The sequence below is a fragment of the Segatella copri genome, from assembly GCF_009495355.1.
GTDB lineage: Bacteria > Bacteroidota > Bacteroidia > Bacteroidales > Bacteroidaceae > Prevotella.
In genome coordinates this window covers 1-3,361 of sequence record NZ_VZAD01000074.1, presented here as the reverse complement: position 1 = coordinate 3,361, position 3,361 = coordinate 1, and the positions used below count along the sequence as shown (strand labels likewise).

The 3,361-nt window shown below is 52.9% G+C and carries 1 tRNA gene and 2 rRNA genes; all 3 read left to right on the top strand.

From position 1 onward, the window contains the following. The first annotated feature begins 1 nt into the window (after position 1). The 3 genes from F7D20_RS09935 to rrf all read left to right on the top strand — a co-directional run bounded on the left by F7D20_RS09935 (position 2) and on the right by rrf (position 3,358). Positions 2-75 (top strand) — tRNA-Ala (locus F7D20_RS09935). 190 nt (positions 76-265) lie between these two features. Further along, positions 266-3,161: ribosomal RNA gene (locus F7D20_RS09930) — 23S ribosomal RNA — on the top strand. An 84-nt stretch (positions 3,162-3,245) separates the two neighbouring features. Continuing rightward, a 5S ribosomal RNA gene (gene rrf / locus F7D20_RS09925) occupies positions 3,246-3,358 on the top strand. Positions 3,359-3,361: the final 3 nt, after the last annotated feature.

The window sequence follows — 3,361 nt, the reverse complement described above, 5'->3', positions numbered from 1 at the left end:
TGGGGGATTAGCTCAGTTGGCTAGAGCACCTGCTTTGCAAGCAGGGGGTCAACGGTTCGAATCCGTTATTCTCCACATTGCCTTAACGGCAAGAAGATCTTTGACATATTGACACAAGCAAAAACTGTAAGTAATGAACTTTAGTTCAGACTAAAGTGAATCAATTCGCAAGAAGAGATTTCACAATCAAGAATACAGCTGAAAGTATGAGCTACTGGCTTATGAATTTTATTAGCAATAATATTATTTTTAAGCGCAGTTAGAAAGAAAAGTAAGAAAGGGCGTATGGCGGATGCCTAGGCTCACGGAGGCGATGAAGGACGTGATAAGCTGCGATAAGCCCCGGGTAGGTGCAAATAACCATTGATCCGGGGATTTCCGAATGGGACAACCTGGCCGTCTGAAGGACGGTCATCCTGACCCAGAGTCAGGAGGCTAACGCAGGGAACTGAAACATCTTAGTACCTGCAGGAAGAGAAAATAAATAATGATTCCCCCAGTAGTGGCGAGCGAACGGGGAACAGCCCAAACCGCAGACGTCGTAAGGCGCCGGCGGGGTTGTAGGACCGCGGCATTGTATTGCGATGGCGAGTGGAAGTATCTGGAAAGTTACATCATAGAAGGTGACAGTCCTGTACACGAAGCCAAATCAAGCATAGCGGTATCCTGAGTAACGCGGGACACGAGGAATCCTGCGCGAATCTGCCGGGACCATCCGGTAAGGCTAAATACTCCCGTGAGACCGATAGCGTACGAGTACTGTGAAGGAAAGGTGAAAAGCACCCCGAGCAGGGGAGTGAAATAGTTCCTGAAACCATACGCCTACAAGCGGTCGGAGCACAGCAATGTGTGACGGCGTGCCTTTTGCATAATGATCCTACGAGTTACCGTCACTGGCGAGGTTGAGTGTCACGAGACACGTAGCCGCAGTGAAAGCGAGCCTGAATAGGGCGCATAGTCAGTGGGGGTAGACGCGAAACCAAGTGATCTACACTTGGCCAGGATGAAGTCCCGGTAACACGGGATGGAGGTCCGCACCAATAAGCGTTGAAAAGCTTCTGGATGAGCCGAGTGTAGGAGTGAAAGGCCAATCAAACTTGGAGATAGCTCGTACTCCCCGAAAGGCATTTAGGTGCCGCGTCGGATGGTCACCGTGAGAGGTAGAGCGACCGATAGGACGAGAGGGCTTCACCGCCTATCGAGTCCTGACGAACTCCGAATGCTCACGGTTCGCAGTCCGGCAGTAAGGGGGCGGGTGCTAAGGTCCGTCCCCGAGAGGAGAAGAATCCAGACCGCCGTCTAAGGTCCCGGAGTTCTGCCTGAGTTAGTCTAACGAAGTCTGGTCCCAGTGACAGCTAGGATGTTGGCTTGGAAGCAGCCATTCATTCAAAGAGTGCGTAACAGCTCACTAGTCGAGGGTCCGGGCATGGATAATAATCGGGTATAAGGCAGACACCGAAGGCGCGGGATAGCATTAAAGAAAGTATCGGTAGGGGAGCATACTCACAGCGTCGAATGGTGTACGTAAGTTATCCTGGAGCGGTGAGTAAAGCAAATGTAGGAATAAGTAACGATAAGGAGGGTGAGATTCCCTCCCGCTGTAAGACCAAGGTTTCCCGGGCAATGCCAATCAGCCCGGGGTCAGTCGGGTCCTAAGTCTAAGCCGAACGGCGAGGGCGATGGCAGAGACGGTTAATATTCCGTCACTGCCGCATGGGGCGACGTGGAGACGGAGCAGTGAAACCACCGCGGGGCGACGGAAGTCCCCGTTGAAGGGTGTAGGTTATGAGATGGGCAGGCAAATCCACCCGTTGAGCCGAACCTGACAGTACGGAGTCCTCCTCGGAGGAGTCCGATAGCGTGGGTAACCATACTCCCGAGAAAATCCGCTAAGCTTAACCCATGCGGCACCCGTACCGCAAACGGACACACGTGGTCGGGTAGAACATACTAAGGCGTTGAGAGATTCATGGTTAAGGAACTAGGCAAACTGACCCCGTAACTTCGGGATAAGGGGTCCTCGTGACGAGCGAGGCGCAGAGAATAGGTCCAGGCAACTGTTTAACAAAAACACAGGGCTGTGCAAACTCGAAAGATGAAGTATACAGCCTGACACCTGCCCGGTGCCGGAAGGTTAAGAGGAGATGTCACTCGTAAGAGGAAGCATTGAATTGAAGCCCCGGTAAACGGCGGCCGTAACTATAACGGTCCTAAGGTAGCGAAATTCCTTGTCGGGTAAGTTCCGACCTGCACGAATGGTGTAATGATCCGGACGCTGTCTCAACCATGAGCTCAGTGAAATTGTAGTATCGGTGAAGATGCCGATTACCCGCGATGGGACGAAAAGACCCCGTGAACCTTTACTACAGCTTAGCATTGACCTTGGTCATCCGATGTGTAGGATAGGCCGGAGGCTTCGAAGCGGGAGCGCCAGCTTTCGTGGAGCCATCCTTGAAATACGGCCCTTTGGCTGTCTGAGGTCTAACGCGCGCTGCGCGGACACTGCTTGGTGGGTAGTTTGACTGGGGTGGTCGCCTCCAAAAGCGTAACGGAGGCTTCCAAAGGTGCCCTCGGGCCGATTGGTAACCGGCCTTACAGAGTGCAATGGCATAAGGGCGCTTGACTGGGAGGCAGACATGCCGAGCAGGCAGGAAACTGGGGCATAGTGATCCGGCGGATGTGTATGGAAACTCCGTCGCTCAAAGGATAAAAGGTACTCCGGGGATAACAGGCTGATCCCCCCCAAGAGCTCATATCGACGGGGTGGTTTGGCACCTCGATGTCGGCTCGTCACATCCTGGGGCTGGAGAAGGTCCCAAGGGTTGGGCTGTTCGCCCATTAAAGTGGCACGCGAGCTGGGTTCAGAACGTCGTGAGACAGTTCGGTCTCTATCTATCGTGGGCGTGGGAGTTTTGCGTGGTGCCGTCACTAGTACGAGAGGACCGTGATGGACAGACCTCCGGTTTACCAGTTGTGCCGCCAGGCGCACCGCTGGGTATCTGAGTCTGGATTGGATAAGCGCTGAAAGCATCTAAGTGCGAAGCCAGCCGCAAGATGAGAACTCCATAGAGGGTCGTCATAGACGATGACGTTGATAGGACGCAGGTGTAAAGACGGCGACGTCAAAGCCGAGCGTTACTAATTGCCCGAAACTTTTCTTTCCACAGTTCATAGTTTCAACTGTATGAGTCTGTACAGTTATTCATTGCAAGTTTTTGCTTGTCGATATACGTCATAACCCATTATCAGGTGGTTATTGCGGTGGGGTCCCACCTCTTCCCATTCCGAACAGAGAAGTTAAGCCCACTTGCGCCGATGGTACTGCAATGCAATGCGGGAGAGTAGGTAGCCGCCTCCTTTT